This is a genomic window from Neobacillus cucumis (assembly GCF_002860255.1).
Lineage (GTDB): Bacteria > Bacillota > Bacilli > Bacillales > Cytobacillaceae > Neobacillus > Neobacillus cucumis_A.
Map to the genome: position 1 here is coordinate 150,165 of NZ_PGVE01000064.1, position 16,565 is coordinate 166,729.

At 36.6% G+C, this 16,565-nt stretch carries 18 protein-coding genes; 6 read left to right on the top strand and 12 right to left on the bottom strand.

Annotated elements, in window-relative coordinates:
• The first annotated feature begins 100 nt into the window (after positions 1-100).
• Entirely contained in the window at positions 101-376 is a 276-nt protein-coding gene (locus tag CVD27_RS17260; RefSeq protein ID WP_101649133.1) for a hypothetical protein, read from the top strand.
• Positions 377-395: 19 nt separating this feature from the next.
• Here the strand turns inward: CVD27_RS17260 and CVD27_RS17265 are convergent, their stop codons facing one another.
• From CVD27_RS17265 to CVD27_RS17280, 4 genes are all read right to left on the bottom strand, one after another.
• Positions 396-596, bottom strand: a complete 201-nt coding sequence (locus CVD27_RS17265; protein ID WP_257984406.1) for a ComZ family protein — start codon at positions 594-596, stop codon at positions 396-398.
• Between the two features lie 22 nt (positions 597-618).
• Positions 619-1,566, bottom strand: coding sequence for a BMP family ABC transporter substrate-binding protein (locus CVD27_RS17270; RefSeq protein ID WP_101649134.1), 948 nt, complete (start codon positions 1,564-1,566; stop codon positions 619-621).
• Between the two features lie 165 nt (positions 1,567-1,731).
• Complete coding sequence (locus CVD27_RS17275) at positions 1,732-2,568, bottom strand: hypothetical protein (RefSeq protein WP_101649135.1); 837 nt, start codon at positions 2,566-2,568, stop codon at positions 1,732-1,734.
• Between the two features lie 80 nt (positions 2,569-2,648).
• Positions 2,649-3,371 carry a hydrolase gene (locus CVD27_RS17280; protein ID WP_101649136.1) on the bottom strand — a complete coding sequence of 241 codons (723 nt, stop codon included), beginning with the start codon at positions 3,369-3,371 and terminating at the stop codon, positions 2,649-2,651.
• Between the two features lie 183 nt (positions 3,372-3,554).
• On the opposite strand from CVD27_RS17280, the gene CVD27_RS17285 reads away from it, so the two are divergent.
• On the top strand, positions 3,555-3,740 hold the full coding sequence (locus CVD27_RS17285; protein WP_101649137.1) for a YjzD family protein: 186 nt from the start codon (positions 3,555-3,557) through the stop codon (positions 3,738-3,740).
• A gap of 42 nt (positions 3,741-3,782) precedes the next feature.
• On the opposite strand, the gene clpB is transcribed toward CVD27_RS17285, so the two are convergent.
• Complete coding sequence (gene clpB / locus CVD27_RS17290) at positions 3,783-6,386, bottom strand: ATP-dependent chaperone ClpB (RefSeq protein ID WP_101649138.1); 2,604 nt, start codon at positions 6,384-6,386, stop codon at positions 3,783-3,785.
• 119 nt (positions 6,387-6,505) lie between these two features.
• Positions 6,506-6,685, bottom strand: a complete 180-nt coding sequence (locus CVD27_RS17295; RefSeq protein ID WP_101649139.1) for a YjzC family protein — start codon at positions 6,683-6,685, stop codon at positions 6,506-6,508.
• A gap of 273 nt (positions 6,686-6,958) precedes the next feature.
• Between CVD27_RS17295 and CVD27_RS17300 the strand changes: the two genes are divergently transcribed.
• A complete protein-coding gene (locus CVD27_RS17300; protein WP_101649140.1) occupies positions 6,959-7,651 on the top strand; it encodes a Crp/Fnr family transcriptional regulator in 693 nt (230 codons plus the stop codon).
• Positions 7,652-7,686: 35 nt separating this feature from the next.
• On the opposite strand, the gene CVD27_RS17305 is transcribed toward CVD27_RS17300, so the two are convergent.
• The 3 genes from CVD27_RS17305 to CVD27_RS17315 all read right to left on the bottom strand — a co-directional run bounded on the left by CVD27_RS17305 (position 7,687) and on the right by CVD27_RS17315 (position 10,404).
• Entirely contained in the window at positions 7,687-8,415 is a 729-nt protein-coding gene (locus tag CVD27_RS17305) for a YwiC-like family protein (RefSeq protein WP_101649141.1), read from the bottom strand.
• Between the two features lie 196 nt (positions 8,416-8,611).
• Positions 8,612-9,121 (bottom strand): molybdopterin-guanine dinucleotide biosynthesis protein B, encoded by a 510-nt coding sequence (mobB, locus tag CVD27_RS17310; RefSeq protein WP_257984407.1) that lies wholly within the window; start codon positions 9,119-9,121, stop codon positions 8,612-8,614.
• 17 nt (positions 9,122-9,138) lie between these two features.
• Positions 9,139-10,404, bottom strand: a complete 1,266-nt coding sequence (locus tag CVD27_RS17315) for a molybdopterin molybdotransferase MoeA (protein WP_101649143.1) — start codon at positions 10,402-10,404, stop codon at positions 9,139-9,141.
• A 395-nt stretch (positions 10,405-10,799) separates the two neighbouring features.
• Between CVD27_RS17315 and ric the strand changes: the two genes are divergently transcribed.
• A complete protein-coding gene (gene ric / locus CVD27_RS17320; RefSeq protein WP_101649144.1) occupies positions 10,800-11,498 on the top strand; it encodes an iron-sulfur cluster repair di-iron protein in 699 nt (232 codons plus the stop codon).
• Positions 11,499-11,563: 65 nt separating this feature from the next.
• Here ric and moaA read toward each other — a convergent pair whose 3' ends face one another.
• A complete protein-coding gene (gene moaA, locus CVD27_RS17325) occupies positions 11,564-12,580 on the bottom strand; it encodes a GTP 3',8-cyclase MoaA (RefSeq protein WP_101649145.1) in 1,017 nt (338 codons plus the stop codon).
• Between the two features lie 394 nt (positions 12,581-12,974).
• Between moaA and CVD27_RS17330 the strand changes: the two genes are divergently transcribed.
• Positions 12,975-13,673 (top strand): Crp/Fnr family transcriptional regulator, encoded by a 699-nt coding sequence (locus tag CVD27_RS17330; protein WP_101649146.1) that lies wholly within the window; start codon positions 12,975-12,977, stop codon positions 13,671-13,673.
• Between the two features lie 58 nt (positions 13,674-13,731).
• Here the strand turns inward: CVD27_RS17330 and CVD27_RS17335 are convergent, their stop codons facing one another.
• Both CVD27_RS17335 and CVD27_RS17340 read right to left on the bottom strand, forming a co-directional pair.
• Positions 13,732-14,859, bottom strand: coding sequence for a TIGR04053 family radical SAM/SPASM domain-containing protein (locus CVD27_RS17335; protein ID WP_101649147.1), 1,128 nt, complete (start codon positions 14,857-14,859; stop codon positions 13,732-13,734).
• A 185-nt stretch (positions 14,860-15,044) separates the two neighbouring features.
• On the bottom strand, positions 15,045-15,353 hold the full coding sequence (locus CVD27_RS17340) for a metal-sulfur cluster assembly factor (protein ID WP_101649148.1): 309 nt from the start codon (positions 15,351-15,353) through the stop codon (positions 15,045-15,047).
• Positions 15,354-15,665: 312 nt separating this feature from the next.
• On the opposite strand from CVD27_RS17340, the gene CVD27_RS17345 reads away from it, so the two are divergent.
• The gene (locus CVD27_RS17345) at positions 15,666-16,475 is read left to right on the top strand and encodes a Cof-type HAD-IIB family hydrolase (protein ID WP_101649149.1); all 810 of its coding nucleotides are present in this window, start codon (positions 15,666-15,668) and stop codon (positions 16,473-16,475) included.
• Positions 16,476-16,565 lie beyond the last annotated feature (90 nt).

Sequence of the window (16,565 nt, forward strand, 5' to 3'; positions counted from 1 at the left end):
ACTGTTTCTTCTCACTTATCATCCGCTAATGTACATACCTTTTATGTGTTTATTCATATTCTACAATAAGAGATATTTCTTTTGGGGAGGCAGGAAAAGGATGGCAGAATTTGAAGAGAGGAAAGGCTCTGATAAACAGGAAGAATGGGAAGAACAGATAAAAGAAGACAGGTTTAATAGTTTAATGTTTGGACCTAGTCGGAATAACAAAGGGCAAAGACCTCATCATGGTGAAGAATCAAGACAAAACCAATCAACCATTGATTATGAAGAACTTATGATGAATATTGATTCCTTGGTGGATTCGGTCCGAGGACTTAAGCCGCTATTTAATAAAGTTTACCCACATATTCAACAATTATGGAAAAAAAAATAAGCTGCCCACACATGGCAGCTTATTTACTTAAACTTTCTTTTAGAGCATCTGCTTTCCCTAGTTCATAAGCTTCCTGCATCACTTTTGTAAATAGATTCATAAAGGGCTGAATCAGGTCCATGGATAATTCGACCCCTGCTTGGTCTAATTGCTCTTTCGCTTCAGGTAAGTATTTCATCGCAATCTGCATAAATTGCAGTGTATTGTCTTGATCGTTCACAATATGTACTCCTTTTATAAAATTATTTAGGCAGCTCTCCTGTTTTCTTATAATGGTTAATTTGCCTATTCATTTCGTTAATAAATTCCTTTGAGACCAATGGACTGAATTTCCCGAGGGAAATAACGTTGTCTTGAAAATCATATGAGAGATTACCGGAATGTAACTTCCCATTGTTAAATTGCTCCGCAACCTTTACATACAATTTGTCGACCTGTTGGATGGTACTTGTTAAAACTGTTGACTCACCTAAATCGGACTGTTCGGAAACATAGCCAATTACATGTAACCCGCGCTCTTTAACCTGCTCAATAACTGGTACGTTAAATCCATCCCCTGCTGGGTAGATGACATCTACACCGTCATTCATCATTTCACCGGCCAATTGAATAGCCTTTTGCTTGTTATCCCAATTTCCTACATATTCAATGTTAACTTTGATATCTTTATCTTCTGCCATTGCACCTTGGTAAAATCCTTCAATTTCAGGCTGCCATTCATATGCGGCCAACACACCGACCTTTTTAGTATTAGACATATGGGCTGCAACCATTCCACCGAAAAAACCCATGGCATGGGATTTAAAGTTAAGACTTGTCGTGTTCTTGTGTTTTGCGTCACCATTAAAACTGACAAAGTGAATGTTCGGATAATCTTTTGAAATGTTATTAAAATATTCAGCGTACTCGGAACCATGACCAAATATAAGATTTACACCTTTTTGATCAAATTCTTTGACTGCCTGTTCCACAACTGCCTGAGAATTCATTCCTTCTTTATAGAATACTTCAACATTAAATTTTGATTGAATTTTCAACAGTCCTTTAAACCCTTTGGTTCCCCATACCTGGTCATTAACAGTTTCAGGTACTAATAAGCCAACCTTTTGTAACTTTCCTGTAGTTTTTGGTTCTCCACATGCCGCCAGCAGGAGAAGGCATAAAAGAATGATACAGAAACGGTTTAGCATTTATTGCAGCTCCTTTGTACGACACCCTTTCCATTATATACCTCAAATAGTAAAAAAACGTGTTTTTTCTCTCTATTTTAACCTTTGATGTATTAATTGAAAAGTCCTTCATCCCAACTTTTCAGTATATATAATAGGAATTAATTATTATTCAAACCCTTTACTTTATTTAATTAATCGCTCTATATTATTTAATTGCTTTTTTATAGAATCTGTGAAAGGTGTTATGTTTTTGATAGTAATTCGGTTTAAGGTTTTATCTACTTCTAATGGTTCGGACCGTATAGTATCTATTACCCCTTCATCTAGTTGTAATTGTGCTGCACACTGAAACCAGTAATTTTCTTGACCGCTTTCAATTAGATAGTTCAAATTGTGTTCCGTATTTGCGTGTTCGATTAATTCAACAATTTCACCTACAGCATCGTCTACAAATAAGATATCTCCAGTCCATTCCCTTTTATCTGCCCTAATTTCACCTTGGTCAAATTTTGCATTAAGCGCTTGTTGGAACATAAACACGGAAGGCTGCCATGGTCCATAAACAGCCGGTAAATAAAAAAACGTGTTACATTTCTCCAAATCATTTACTTGATTCATAATTGTCTCCAGTGTCTGTTCCTTATTCGGTTCAAGGAGCTGAATTGGCAGAATACATACAATCTGTGTCACCTGTTTATTTCTTTTTATATATTGCTGCAGTGATTTTATAACTGAATCCCGTTGTAATATGACTTCCTTATTCAACACATATAAATCGTAAAGTGAAAGAATGAACGTGGTATTAGCCGTGTCCTTTTCGCTGTAATCATCCAAGGCTGACAAAGCAATTTCTTTATAGTTAGCATTCCTGCCTACCTCTAGTCTTTTCTCTTCTAAAAATGGGGTATGGCTGCTTTGATCTATATGAATGCCAATAACCTCTAATCCCTTGTTTAAGAGCATACTCCCTATATGAAAACTTATAAAATCATACATACCAAAAATAATAGCCTTGTCCATAACATCTTCCTCCCCAAAATAACCTTATTGAATCCTATGCGGTTTCAAAAGGAAATATTTCTTTTGGGGAGTCTTAGCCCTTAAAGTACTGCTTCATGATTGTTAAAGCACTTGATAAACATTTTACCTAGCTGCGGTTTTTTTTCAGGAAGAATGAAGGTTGGATTAATTTTAGGGGATTTTATTATCTTTTGATAAAGTTTGGATTGAGTATATGATTTGCCGCCTGCTAAAACCTGTATAATCGTAACAGGACAATCAAAATCAAGATTCACAATTTCATCCATGTTAAAAATATCGTTTTCCAATGTCGATTGGTCCATTTTGTGTGCTTCGGTTAATTCCCTCATTAATTTTTTATAAAAGAATTTATGTTCTTTCTCTAATTCTAAATGGTGTTTTAAAGAAAGAATTGGATTTAGCAGGACTACTGATCGGATGCTTCCCTTCATCTTTTCCAATAGCTTAACTGCTACTAATGCCCCCATTCCTTCTGCCAGCACGTGGATTTTATTATTAAGAATTTCACTTCTGATTACATGCTGATATAACCTTTGAGCAAGCTCGACAGCCTTTTCGCTACCCCAGTGTCTCCCATACAGATTTGAGGAAAAAATGGTGTACCCGGCATCCTTTAATTCATCGATAATTGCCAGTTTCCCTTCGTTTTGAGTCCAAAAGCATTTGCTTTCGTCAACAAAATGCCTTTCATCTCCAATAATTAAGATCCCAAATCCTGTAGGCTTTTCGGGGTAATGAACGATATTCCATTGGGTATCCATCTGAAAATTACGATTCTCCATCGCTAAATCTCCTTTTACAAATTTCCTCAAGGTATTGTATGCCGTTTCACAAGAGATGAACGGGAGTTTGCCCATATTTTTAGAACTTGTAAACATAAATCAGAAAATTGTTTTTATATATATTTTTTCAGCATTGTATGGTAGTATTTAAAGTAATGTATAATAAGTAAGAGGTGAAAATCGGTGCGTATTTTTTGGACTTTTTTCTGGTCTTTTCTTTTAGTACACATGCTTACATATGTTGTGAGTTCAATGACAGAAGGTGCAAGTTATAATTTTGCACAAGGTTCTATTTCAGCTGTTGTAGTAACCGTTTTAATTCTTATTGTTACTTCAATCATCCCAAACGAACCTGTACAAAAGCATTAATAAAAAAGGTCTTCCAAATGAGGGAGGACCTTTTTTCTGTTTTTACAACTTCTCTCGTACCTTTACAGCTACTTCACCATTCTCCACTGTAATTTCTACTGTTGATTGATCGTGTACCCTGCCTGCAATAATTTCACGGGCAAGCTTGGTCTCAATATTTCTTTGAATATACCTTTTTAATGGTCTGGCCCCATATATAGGATCAAATCCGTTAAAAGCAATAAATTCTTTTGCATCCTCACTTATTACAATATCAATTTGCTGCTGCTTCAATCGATTTTGCAGGTCATTTAGCATCTTAACAACAATATTTTTTATCTCTGCTAAAGATAACGGCTTAAAGAGGATCGTCTCATCAATACGATTTAAGAATTCTGGACGGAAGTGAGACCTTAACTGACTCATTACCTTGTTTCTTGTTTCATCTGAAATTTCAACCTCATTTTCGCTTCTTTCTAGCAGGAAGTGAGAGCCAATGTTAGAAGTCATGATAATGACAGTATTTTTAAAATCAACTACCCGCCCCTGGGAATCAGTGATTCGGCCATCATCAAGTGCCTGCAGAAGAATATTAAATACTTCTGGATGAGCCTTTTCTATTTCATCCATTAAGATAACAGAATACGGCCGTCTTCTAACTGCCTCTGTTAACTGGCCCCCTTCTTCATAACCGACATAGCCCGGAGGTGCACCAATTAAACGGGAAACAGCGTGCTTTTCCATGTATTCCGACATATCTATTCTTATTATATGCTCTTCACTATCAAATAAGGACTCAGCTAAGGCCTTAGCAAGTTCTGTTTTTCCTACGCCAGTCGGTCCTAAAAATAAAAATGAACCAATGGGGCGATTTGGATCCTTAATACCAGCCCTTGCTCTAAGGACAGCATCTGATACCAGGTTAACAGCCTCATTTTGACCTATTACTCGTTCATGAAGAATGGATTCTAATCTGAGCAGCTTTTCTCTTTCCCCTTCGACTAGCTTAGAGAGCGGGATTCCTGTCCATCTGGAGACAATACTCGAAATTTCATCCCCTGTTACTTCTTCCCGGAGCAAGCGCTCATCCTTTGCAGCCTTTTCCTCTAACTCTTTTAGTTCTTTTTCCACTAGCGGAATCTGTCCATGTCTTAATTCAGCGGCCCGGTTTAAATCATAGCGGTCTTCAGACTGCTGGAGCTCCCTACGTAGTCTTTCAAGCTGCTCCCGTTTCTCCTGTAACTTTTGAATACTTTGTTTCTCCTGCATCCATTTCGCCTTCATCACATTTGCCTGCTCTTTTAAATCTGCGAGTTCTTTAAATAGTACTTCAAGTCTTACTTTACTACCTTCATCACTTTCTTTACGAAGTGCCGCTTCTTCTATTTCGAGCTGCATGACTCGCCGTGTTACTTCATCAAGCTCGGTTGGCATGGAATCAATTTCAGTACGAATCATCGCACAAGCTTCATCTACAAGGTCGATTGCCTTATCAGGTAAAAAGCGGTCTGTTATATAGCGGTCCGATAATGTGGCAGCAGCCACCAAGGCATGATCGTGAATTTTCACCCCATGATGGACCTCAAAACGTTCCTTTAGTCCCCTTAATATGGAAATTGTATCCTCAACATTCGGTTCCTGGACCAGTACTTGTTGAAAACGACGTTCAAGCGCAGGATCTTTTTCAATATATTTCCTGTGTTCGTCAAGAGTTGTAGCACCGATACAATGCAGCTCCCCTCTAGCAAGCATTGGCTTTAACATATTTCCGGCATCCATTGCACCTTCAGTCTTACCTGCACCAACAATGGTATGAATTTCGTCGATAAACAGCAAGATACGACCTTCGCTTTTCTTAATTTCATTTAAGACCGCTTTAAGGCGCTCCTCAAATTCGCCTCGAAATTTTGCACCGGCAATTAATGCACTCATATCTAATGAAAAAATAGTTTTATCTTTAAGTCCTTCAGGAACATCTTTTCTAACAATTCTTTGAGCAAGTCCCTCAACAATTGCAGTTTTCCCTACCCCAGGTTCACCAATTAAAACCGGATTATTTTTTGTTTTCCGTGATAAGATCCGGATTACATTGCGAATCTCCGTATCCCTTCCGATTACAGGGTCAATCTTACCGGCTTTTGCATCGGCAACTAGATCACGGCCATATTTTTTTAGCGCATCATATCCTGCTTCTGGATTTTGTGAAGTCACCCTTTGGTTCCCCCTTATTTCTTTTATTGCATTTAAAATTATTTCAGGTGTCAGCCCATTCGCTCGAACGATTTTATTCATATTTGAATCATTTGCATAAACGGCAGCTAATAGCACGTGTTCCACAGAAATATACTCATCCGAAAACTTTGCTGCAAACTCCTCAGCACTTATGAGTAATTTTTGCAATTTTGCCGTAATATACAATCTTCCTTGTTCCACACCGCTCCCGGTTACCTGCGGCTTCTTCGCCAATTCTCCCAATATCAATTTCATTGCCTTTTCTTTTGGCAAACCGGTTTTTTCTAATATAGCCGTAATTAAACTGTCTTCCTGTTCAATCAGAGACAGAAACAGATGAAGTTCATCAATTTCTTGATGATTTTCTTTTATCGTTAATTTTTGTGCGTCCATGATCCCTTCTTGTAATCGCTCTGTCATACGGTTTAGGTCCACTTCCAACACTCCCTTTTGACCATTTTTGACCTATTTAAATATATTATAAAAAAATCTAATGAATAAGTAAAATATGACAGAAGAAAAGCCATCTTAAAAGATGACTTTTTTTAAAAATATTAAGGTTTACGAACATAGGTCCAAACACGATCATCGTTTGAATTCTCAGGAAATGGGTCCCCTGCTTTAAGTTTAATCTTTTTAGGGTTTGTTACATCGCTTCCTGAGTCACCCATTTCAATATAAAAGCCATTGTTAGGTGCTTTTTTACCTGCTTTAAACTGGTGATTTTGTCCCATACTTATCCCCCCTTTTCATTACATTCTTTATTATCTCCTTTTCCTGCATGAGCATTTAAGGGAATTTCTTTCAAATTCGTCATTAGTCGACACTATTTCCCGAGAAATACAACAATCTCACATCCATTTTTTGACGATTATATGAACTTATTCCACAATTATTGATAATTATTCTTTGTTAACAATATAATTATAGTATTATCTAGGGAATCTGTTTAACCTTGACTTGCATTTTTTGTAAATCAATTTTGTACCTTTAAAGGTGGTTATAGTATGCAGTCAGTAAAAGAAATGCCTGTTACGTTGTCACATCTCTTTGAGACGGTTCACCATATAAAGAAAATTGAAAAAGGTACATTTCTGTTTCGAGAAGGTTCTCAAGCTGATGAAATGTTTATTGTTCAAAGCGGGATCCTTCAAATAAGCAAAATCATTCCCGATGGAAGAGAGCTAACGATTCGAATGTGTTCCAAAGGAGATTTTGTTGGTGAATTAAATTTATTTTCTTCTTCTTCAAAGTATTTATTAAGTGCGCGGGTTGTAGAAAGTGGCGAAGTTGCTGTCATTATGAAAGATGTCTTAGAAGAAAAACTTTCCCAAAACACGGCTCTATCCTTTGAATTCATCCAATGGATGAGTCTGCAATTTCGAAAAACCCAAACCAAATTTCGTGATTTAGTGCTGCATGGTAAAAAGGGGGCATTGTATTCAACCCTAATTCGCATCAGCAACAGTTACGGAGTAAAAACAAATAGAGGTATTTTGGTGGAATTACCATTTACAAATCAAGAATTGGCGAATTTCTGCGGTACTTCACGAGAGGTAGTCAATCGGCTCTTAAGTGAATTAAGAAAGTCAGATGTTCTCTCTATCGATAAAGGGTCCATTACCATCCATGATATTGATTATTTAAAAAGGGAAATCGATTGTGAAGATTGCCCGATTGAAATTTGTAAGGTAGATTAATTAAGCAAAAAAAATCGGTCAAGCTGACCGATTTTTTAATGTAATATAATAATTTGAATCCCAAGTATAATAAAAATAATAGCTGAATTAATGATTTCATATACGCCAATCTGCAGTGGAGATAATTTTTTACCATAAAAGAAATAAGCACGAAGTAAGCTTGGTAGATAAGCAATGGACACTATCCAAAATCCGCAAATCCCCCACCCTGCCACTACAAGAAGATGATATGCCCATGAAATCCATTTGAACATATTATTTTTCTTCTCTCTTATCATGGTTTTCACATAGAACGTACAGCCCATAAAAAATAAAATAGAGGTTAGAAACGTAAAAACTATCGTATCGATGTTTTGAGAGCCTTCTCCTAAGTAACTGCTAGCAATCCCCGCAATAGAAAATGCAAAAATAGCACTCACATCATTCAAAAAGTCCCGATCTTTATTTTTGGATGTATAATATGCATTTATCACAAAAAATGGAAGCATCATTAGTCCAAACAGTACGATAGAAGGCCTTTTAAGAAGCGGGAACAACATCAGTACTAAAGCCGGAACGATATAAATAATAGTCCACTTAGTATAAAATTGAATTCTTTTCCTCTTAAATAAAAGGAGCATAGGGTAGGTTGCTAAGTATAAGAAAATCCAGCCAATAAAAAATGGTATGTCCTGCCATACAAATCCACCATTGATAACACCAAGCCAAAAAGGGATGATCAGCATTGCCCATGCTCCATGTTGTTTTGGTATAAATAGCTTCATATTTCTCACTCCTTTTTCCTTATAGCCCTACTATAAAAGAGCAGACCGAAAAAAAAAGTGAAGAGTATCACATTAAATATGAAAAAAAGAAGGCAATTTACCTTCTTAATTATTTTAACAAACAATATAACCCCTAAAAATATTATAATGAAACCCCTTAGGAATTGCTGTGATAAAAGTAACATAATTGACAATTTTAATAACTTTTTTCATCATTTTTATGAACAAAACCAGTAATAAATTCAGCTGCCCGCTTTATTATTGTTTTATCGTTAATAGAGAAGGCTGGATACAAGTTTTCAGTAATTAGGTCTTCATTCCAATAAACAATAGCACAAATATTGGTTAAAGATTTTAATAAATGCAAGTCCTCTTTTTCTTTTAATAAAAGTAGTTTAGGGTAATTTTTCTGTTTATACCCTTCAATTAAAATAACGTCGGGTTGAAAGAATTTCAGAAGTTCTATTTGGTCTTCCAGGCATAATTTCAGCTCGTCTGCCTGAAGAACCATTCTTCCACTTCCTTCAACAATTGAGGCAATCGCTCCTGAACTAATATGCCTTGTGGAGTCCTTTTGCTCAAGGACATCCGGCTTTCCACCATGTCCATGATGTTTGATAGTGACAGTTTTTATTCCTAGGTTTGTCAACGTTTCAATCAGTTGAGTAGTTATTGTCGTCTTGCCGCTATTTTGAAATCCTACCACTTGAAATATAAATGGCGCTACCAAGGCCAGACACTTCCAACTTGATCTTCAAGCAGCAATACTTCCACTTCCGTTCCTGCCATAAAGCCCCTTGTTCCTCCCGGAAGAATCATTAATGAATTTGCACCAGATAGGCTCATAATGATATTGGACTTGTCCAAACCACTTGGTGTAGATTTTAATCTACCTTCATCAATAAAGGTAGAACTTCTGACAAACCTTGTAAACGGATTTGCTTTAGGAAAATCAACCTCAAGTATTGTCTTTTCTTTTCGTAAATGAGGTTTTTTTGAAAAAAGTTGAGTCCTAATAATTGGGCGAGCAAACAGTTCAAACCCTACATAACAGGCTGAAGGATTACCTGATAGCCCAAAAAGGATTTTTCCATTGTAAACCGCCACAGTGGTTACACTTCCAGGACGCATGGCAACTTTATTAAATAATACCTCGGCTCCAAGTTTTTCGTAAATTGCTGGCAGGTAATCAAAGTCCCCAACTGAAACTCCCCCGGTTGTTATAAGAATATCTACTTCATTTAACGCATTAAAAACTGCTTCAAAACAAGTGTCAAACTCATCTGGCAGCTTTCCATAATAATGAACGATTCCTCCTGCACGTTCAATTTGAGCAGCAATCATATAAGAATTGCTATTACGTATTTTACCGGGTACTAATTCTTCTTCTACTTCTAGCAATTCCGTGCCAGTAGCAAACAGCCCAATAAGCGGTTTTTTGGCAACAGGAACTTCTTTATATCCAAAGGTTGCAAGCATGGCTTGTATACCTGGGTTTATTAATGTTCCTTTTTCTACGAGGACTTCTCCTTGTTTTGCATCTTCACCAATAAAAGAAACATTTGTCCCTTTGTCAATTTTTCTTTTAATTGACATATATGGAATTCCATTTTTTTCGTAATCCTTTGTTACTTCAAACATGACAACGGCATCGGCTCCATTTGGCATCATTGCACCAGTCATGATACGGACTGCTTGTTTTTCTCCGACTATTTTTTCGGAAACCATGCCAGCACCAATATGATCGATGACTTCAAATTCGACTGGATTTGATTGTGATGCTTCAAATGTATCGACTGATCGAACCGCAAAGCCATCATATGGGGCCCTGTCGAAGTGAGGTACATTGCTGGTAGCAATCAAATCTTCTGATAAATAACGACCATAGCTTTCATTTATAGAAACGTATTCTGTAACACCATTTAATTGGTGCTGCATTATTTGTTTTACCGCTTCTCCGATTGGAATGGGGTTTCTTCTTTCTAGCAAAAAAATCAGCTCCTGCCTAAAACGAGTAATTTTGTTAATTAGGCTATTTTCGCATAAATTGTTGTTTTTCGTAAAAGCGATCGACCCGTATAACTATATGCATCGTGGCATCTTTTCGTAAGAACATTTGCGAAAATTGCCCTGAAACATAGTAAATGGTCCTTTATAAGGTCTAACAACAACAAAGTGTTACGAAAAGAGCCTTTATTATAATGGATTATATCAGCTAATATTCATTATAGGTCTATAGAAGACTTGCAAACGTATCAAATGTCACAAATTAAGAGAAAAAGTAAAAAAACATAGCTGAAGTGTGATACAGGTCACCTAAAAAATTCCGTATTTCCATTATGCTTAAGTCAGAAACCATTCACTTTATCAAGGAGGATTTAAGCATGACTTTCACTATAACATCTGATTCATTAGTTAGAGATATTGTAAACGAAATTCCAAAAGCAAGTGATATTTTTAAGAAAAACCGCATAGATTTTTGCTGCGGCGGAAACATCCCACTCTCACAAGCAGCCGTTCAAAACGGTCTAAACCTAGAGAATATCCTTGAAGAATTAAAGATTGTTTTTGAAAAATATGAAAATACAGAGAAAGATGTAGAGGTATGGACAGATTCCGATTCCCATACCATCATTGATCATGTAATAACTAATTACCATCGTACTTCTGAGGAAGAATTAACCATGTTAAGCCCATATGTAACTAAGGTTGCACGCGTGCACGGTGCACATCACCCTGAGCTTGTGAAAATGAACGAATTATTTTATGAGTTCAAAAAGGAATTGCTTGAACATATGGCTAAAGAAGAAGAAATCGTGTTCCCACTAATTAAACAGCTTGCTGATGGTACTGCCCCAAATCCTGAGGAAGCCATCCGTATGATCGACGAGCTTGAAAAAGAACATGACCATGCCGGTGAACTCTTGCGACAAATTCGTGCCGTTACATCTGATTATGCCCTTCCAATCGATGCCTGTGGCACTTACAGACTAGTTTATGCCCGCCTTGAATCATTAGAAAGCTTGACCTTTATGCATGTGCATCTTGAAAACAATATATTATTCCCAAGATATCTAAGCTAATTTGATCACCCCGCTTTCATAGCGGGTATTTTTTTACAGAAAAATAGCTCTCTTTTAAAAGAGAGCTATCCGCCTATATAGGACATTTCGATTTTTTTGCGATTATTATTCGTTTCCGCGGTTCTTTCATCTGAATATCTATCATCCCGGCCATTCCATATTGCCGTAATCCGTTCTGTTATTTGTTCATCTGTCGCCCCATTTCTCATGAAATTACGAATATCATGACCGTTTCCATTAAACAAACAGGTAAAGATTTGTCCATTTGCAGACAGACGGGACCGAGTACAGCTTGAGCAGAAAGACTCCGAAACAGATGTAATAAACCCGACATTGACAGCCTTATCTTTATATTTGTAAAGTTTGGCTACTTCACCAAAATAAGCTGGTCCTACCGGTTCTAGCTCAAACCGTTCTTTCAATAAATGATATATTTGTTTTTTAGTTATCACATCATCCATTTTCCAGCCGTTTGTTGAACCTACGTCCATATATTCAATATAGCGAAGCTCTAAACCATGTTCTTTACAGTATTCGGCCATTGGAATAATTTCTGTATCGTTTAAACCCTTTTTAACAACCATATTGATTTTGACTCCGAGTCCAGCCTGTTTGGCTGCCTCAATACCCTCGAGTACAGGGGTGGTACCTACTCCTCGCCCATTAATTTGACCGAACAATTCATCGTTTAACGAATCAAGGCTGACATTTACCCGTTTAAGACCAGCATCTTTTAATTCTTTTGCAAATTTTGGAAGCAAAACACCATTAGTTGTTAGACCGATATCACTAAGTCCTTCAATGGCTGAAAGCTTTTCCACTAATAGAGGCAGGTCCTTTCGAAGCAGTGGTTCACCGCCTGTTATACGTATTTTTTCAACACCTAAACTAACAAATATTTTCCCCAAGCGTTCAATTTCCTCATAAGTTAATAATGCACTTCTAGGCAGAAATTCAAAATCAGGACCAAATTTCTCCGCAGGCATGCAGTACTGACAACGAAAGTTACAGCGGTCAATAACGGAAATTCTTAAGTCATGCAGGGGTCTATTTAATTTATCTTTAATAATGGTTCTCTCCAAAAATATCAACTCCATTATATTAAAAGGAAGCTATATGGTTAGTGTAACAGGTTTTCAAAGTAAAGACTGTTAATTTATTCACTATATACATTCATATTAACTACTCTAATCTTAACAGATGTTTATCTTTGAATAAATGATTGTTTTGGAAAGTATCTCTTCGTAATGACCTTATATGAAAAGCAACAATCTATGCGAAAATAGCCTTGGAAGTGATCTGTCGCTATTTCTTTCATTCCCTTTGTTTTAAAATACAAACGGTTTTAGAAAAAAATCCCTTTAGGTTTTCACTATATTGTCATTGTTTACTCCGTTTTATGAACCTGTCTTAAGTTAGAATAAGATTACAAATAAAAATGCGGATATTGTATATAAATATTACGAGGGGAAGAAAATGACGTTGACTATAAAACCCACCCATTCAATTGAAATAAAAGAATTACTAACGTTTGCTGATCGGAAGTTTAGAAGTGAGAGGGGAACTTTTCTCTTTCAAGAAGGAATGGCAGCAGAAGAGCTTTATATTATTCTTTCCGGCAAAATTCAAATCAGTAAAATTACTTCGGATGGACGTGAACTTTCGTTACGGATTTGCGGAGCAAACGATATTTGTGGTGAATTAACTTTATTTACTGACAATCCCAAATATTTGTTAAGTGCAAAAGTTCTTGAAGAAGGCGAAGTGGCTGCCATTAAAAAAGATATTATTGAAAGTGAGATATTCCAGAACAGTAAACTTGCGTTTGAATTTATGAAATGGATGAGTGACCACTTTCGTAAAACTCAAACTAAATTTCGTGACCTTGTATTAAATGGCAAACGAGGTGCCTTATTCTCAACACTAATTAGAATGTCAAATAGTTATGGCATCCAGAAAAATCAGGAAATTTTAATTGACCTTCCTCTTACCAATCAAGAGCTCGCTAATTTTTGTGGGACCTCCCGTGAAAGTACGAACCGAATTCTAAGTGAATTAAAACGAGACAAAATTATTTCTGTTAAAAAGGGGAAAATCTCCATTTTAAATTTACAATATTTAAAGGACGAAATTGGCTGTGAAAACTGTTCGGCTGTATATTGCAATATTGAATAGTTATAATTATTTTATATACAAGGCTGTCTCGCATTCCGAGGCAGCCCATTTATTTATATTAATTTTTTTCCTGTTTCTCTCTTAATGCTTTTGGAACATAGACGCAGAATGGTTCACTCTCAAGGTAATCTCCTGTCATTGCATATGCTCTAGACCTAGAACCACCACAAACGTAACGGAACTCACACACACCGCATTTTCCTTTAAAGCCGTCTGGATTTCTTAATGCCTTAAAAATGGGTGATTCACGATATATTTCTGCTAATGGAGTTTCTCTAATATTCCCAGCTTTGACTGGTAAAAGTCCACTTGGATATACATCCCCAATATGGGATATAAACACAAAACCATTTCCATCATTCACACCTTTAGGAGCCCTTCCAAGACCGTCAATCGAACCAGTTAAACCTTTTTCAGTTAAGGCACTTAAATAATCAATCTCATTGTTTTTTTCCTTTGCTTCACGCATTTTCTGCTGAATAACAACACGGCGGTAGTGCATGGCCTCCGTTGTTTTTATATCGAAAGAAACACGTTTGCTTAAGTCATATAGCCATCTTAATACTCTTTCATGATCCACAGGTGAGATCATATCGCTCACTTGGCCTCGGCCAGTTGGAACTAGAAAAAAGACACTCCATAGTACACAATTTAAATCCTCAACCAATTTAGACATTTCTTCTAAGTAATCAACATTATATTTAGAAATAACCGTATTAATTTGAATAGGTATTTTCAGCTCATGCAGGTATTTTATTCGTTCCATTGTCAAAGCAAATGAACCAGCCGTTCCACGAAAATGGTCATGAATTTCAGCCGTTGGCCCATCAATACTGAAAGCCCAGCGTGAAAGTCCAACCTCTTTTGCCTTTTCAATTGCTTCTTTTGTAACATTCGGGGTAGCACTTGGAGTCATCGATACCCGGACTCCCTTTTCTACCGCATATTTAGCAATTTCAAAGATATCGTCCCGCATTAAAGGGTCTCCTCCTGTAAATACCAGGATAGGGTTATTCATATCATAAATTTGATCTATTAAGTTTTTGCCTTCTTCAAATGTAAGTTCACGTGGATCACGTATGTATTGGGCATCCGCACGGCAGTGCAAACATTTTAGCTGGCAAGCACGCGTTAATTCCCAAATTACAATAAACGGATCTTTATTAAAATCACGATTAAAAGACATTTGAAACGCCTCCCTAATCAGTCATTTTCCATTTCAATTAGCCTTGATTAACTGTATTATAATGTTGTTTATATATAAAAAAAGTGAATTACCTCACATGCTAGAAAATATTTATGTATCTTTTGTGACGAAAAAAACAGCAGATGAATGTATCTGCTGTTTTCATTATTATTATTTTTTTATCCTTAGCGAATTCCTAAAGCAATTTTTGCATAACGGGACATCATATCTTTGTTCCAAGGCGGGTTCCAAACGATGTTAACATCGACATCTTTAATTTCAGGAATATCTGCCAAAGCTCGTTTTACTTGGTCTACAATGGTACCAGCCAGCGGACACCCCATTGCCGTTAAAGTCATGGTGATCGCAGCTAATCCTTCTTCGTTCATATCAACATCGTAGACTAAGCCTAAATTAACAATATCTACACCCAACTCTGGGTCGATAACAAGCTCTAATGCGCCCATTATATTCTCTTTTAACTCTTCATTCATATGGTAACACTCCTTATTGACCTTTATTTTAATAAACGCTTAAACCTACCTTGCACTGCTTTTGGTTGGCCTATTCACTTGTGGTAAACTTTAACCTAAAGCATTTCAGTAAAATAAGTATATCTTTTTTAACCATTAGCTGGTGTGAATTTTTTTACAGCCTGGCTATTAAATTGTTAACATAGTAAGTACAGGAATATTTATCCGATACTTCCAATGAAACACTTTCGTAATGGTAGTGTATCATGTAGACAAAATTTTTTCTAAACCCAAGCATTATATAATTAAATTCTTAAAAAAGAAGGTGTCCAGGTGGCAGAAAAACATTTAATTGCATTAGATTTAGATGGGACATTATTAAAAGATGATAAAACCATTTCCCCTAGAAATAAGAAAATTATTGAAAAAGCGAAAGCTAATGGCCATATCGTAATGATTGCAACAGGAAGACCTTTCCGCTCTAGTGAGATGTATTACCGAGAGTTGGAATTAGATACGCCAATTGTTAATTTTAACGGTGCATTTACACATCATCCCCTCGACCAAAATTGGGGCTTTTATCATGAACCTCTTGATGTTAAGGTAGCAAAAGAAATTGTAGATGCATGCAGAAGCTTCCAATTTCACAATATTATAGCAGAGGTAATGGATGATGTTTATTTCCATTATCATGATGAAAAGCTATTAGAGCTCTTCAGCTTCGGAAAACCGAGGATCACAACAGGTGATTTGGCGAATTTTTTAACGGATTCACCTACAAGCTTGCTTATTCATACTGAAGAGGACCAGTTAAAGAAAATTCGTGATCACTTATCCGAAGTTCATGCTGAAGTCATCGAACAGCGGAGTTGGGCTGCACCTTGGCATGTAATTGAAATTATTAAGACCGGTTTGAATAAGGCTGTCGGGCTGAAAAAAGCAGCTGACTATTACGGGATTCCTGCCGATAGGATTGTTGCATTTGGTGACGAAGACAATGATTTAGAGATGCTGGAATACGCTGGTCATGGGATAGCAATGGGGAATGCCATTGCTCAGGTAAAAAATATAGCTAAAGGGGTTACTCTCAGTAACGAGGAAGACGGCGTTGGAGAGTATTTAGCGGATTTGTTAAATTTGTAAAGTTGAAATCATGTTTCATACAAGGAGTAAAAAAGTTCTTAATTTCGCCATTGTTTACCTAAATGAACCGGGAACGAGATGCGCATACTA